Origin of the sequence: Streptomyces sp. NPDC059456 (assembly GCF_042750055.1) — a bacterium.
In the GTDB taxonomy this organism is placed as follows: domain Bacteria; phylum Actinomycetota; class Actinomycetes; order Streptomycetales; family Streptomycetaceae; genus Streptomyces.
This window is the reverse complement of the sequence record NZ_JBHYVA010001143.1, coordinates 1-1,220: the sequence shown is the minus strand read 5'-3', so window position 1 is coordinate 1,220 and position 1,220 is coordinate 1. Positions and strand designations below refer to the sequence as shown.

Annotated in this window: 1 protein-coding gene and 1 pseudogene; one reads left to right on the top strand and one right to left on the bottom strand. The window is 74.1% G+C overall.

The features are described from left to right. Window positions 1-18 precede the first annotated feature (18 nt). Window positions 19-231, bottom strand: coding sequence for a hypothetical protein (locus ACFXA3_RS42810; protein ID WP_385197009.1), 213 nt, complete (start codon window positions 229-231; stop codon window positions 19-21). A gap of 202 nt (window positions 232-433) precedes the next feature. On the opposite strand from ACFXA3_RS42810, the pseudogene ACFXA3_RS42805 reads away from it, so the two are divergent. Next, window positions 434-1,090 (top strand): annotated as a pseudogene (locus ACFXA3_RS42805) (LLM class F420-dependent oxidoreductase); the annotation flags it as partial. Between the last annotated feature and the right edge of the window lie 130 nt (window positions 1,091-1,220).

The window sequence follows — 1,220 nt, the reverse complement described above, 5'->3', positions numbered from 1 at the left end:
GGATGAGGCTGCCCGGGTTCAGGGCGTGCCGGGGGCGCGGTCCGTGGAGGACTGGAGGTCGGCGTCGAGCCGCGACAGGTCGGCGTCCAGTGCCGCCATCAGCTCTTCCATCTGCTGGAGCAGACCCTTCGGCGCGCCGCCCGGGGCGGCCGCCGCGGGCTCCTGACGTGCTTGGTCGTGCGCTGCCTGTCCGGTCTGTCCGGTGTGCTCGGGCACGGACTCGTGGGACATGGCGGCCTCCTCGGCCCTGGCCCCTCCGGGGCGGAAGGGGGCGGTGGACGCACCGGCGAGAGCCGCCGGCGCGCGGGCCGGGCGGTCCGGCTCCGTCCGGGCCAACGATCTCCGTCCGGGCCGGTCACTGGCCGGGCGCGGGGTGGCCCGTCCGGTTGACGCAGATTCACCCTGCCGGGGTGGGAGGGGCAGGATGGGAGTCATGGATCTCCGCATTTTCACCGAACCCCAGCAGGGCGCGAGCTACGACACCCTCCTGACCGTCGCCAAGGCCACCGAGGACCTGGGCTTCGACGCGTTCTTCCGGTCCGACCACTACCTGAAGATGGGCTCGGCGGACGGCCTGCCCGGCCCCACCGACGCCTGGATCACCCTCGCGGGCCTGGCCCGGGAGACGCGGCGGATCCGGCTCGGCACGCTGATGACGGCCGGCACCTTCCGGCTGCCCGGCGTGCTCGCCATCCAGGTCGCCCAGGTCGACCAGATGTCCGGCGGCCGCATCGAACTCGGGCTGGGTGCGGGCTGGTTCGAAGAGGAGCACAAGGCGTACGGCATCCCCTTCCCGGCGGAGCGGATGGCCCGGCTGGAAGAGCAGCTGGCCATCGTCACCGGCCTGTGGGCGACCGAGCCCGGCGCCACGTTCGACTACGCGGGCACCCACTACCAGGTGGAGAAGTCCCCGGCGCTGCCCAAGCCCGCCCAGGCCAAGGTGCCCGTGCTCATCGGCGGCCACGGCGCGAAGCGGACCCCGCGCCTGGCCGCCCGGTACGCGGACGAGTTCAACATGCCGTTCGCGTCGATCGCGGACAGCGCGCGGCAGTTCGGCCGGGTGCGCCGGGCCGCCGAGGAAGCCGGGCGGGGGTCGACGCCGTCAGCCGGCGCCAGAACCGGTCGAAGAGCAGTGCGCCGCGGCTGGCGCTGTCGGTCGTACGGTCCCAGCCCGCCAGCACCCCGCAGGCCGCCGTGACGTCCACCGCACTGCCGTCGCT

What these genes read in the sequence shown, in the direction of transcription:
- ACFXA3_RS42810 (WP_385197009.1), bottom strand. Translation starts at nt 231, where the DNA reads ATGTCCCACGAGTCCGTGCCCGAGCACACCGGACAGACCGGACAGGCA.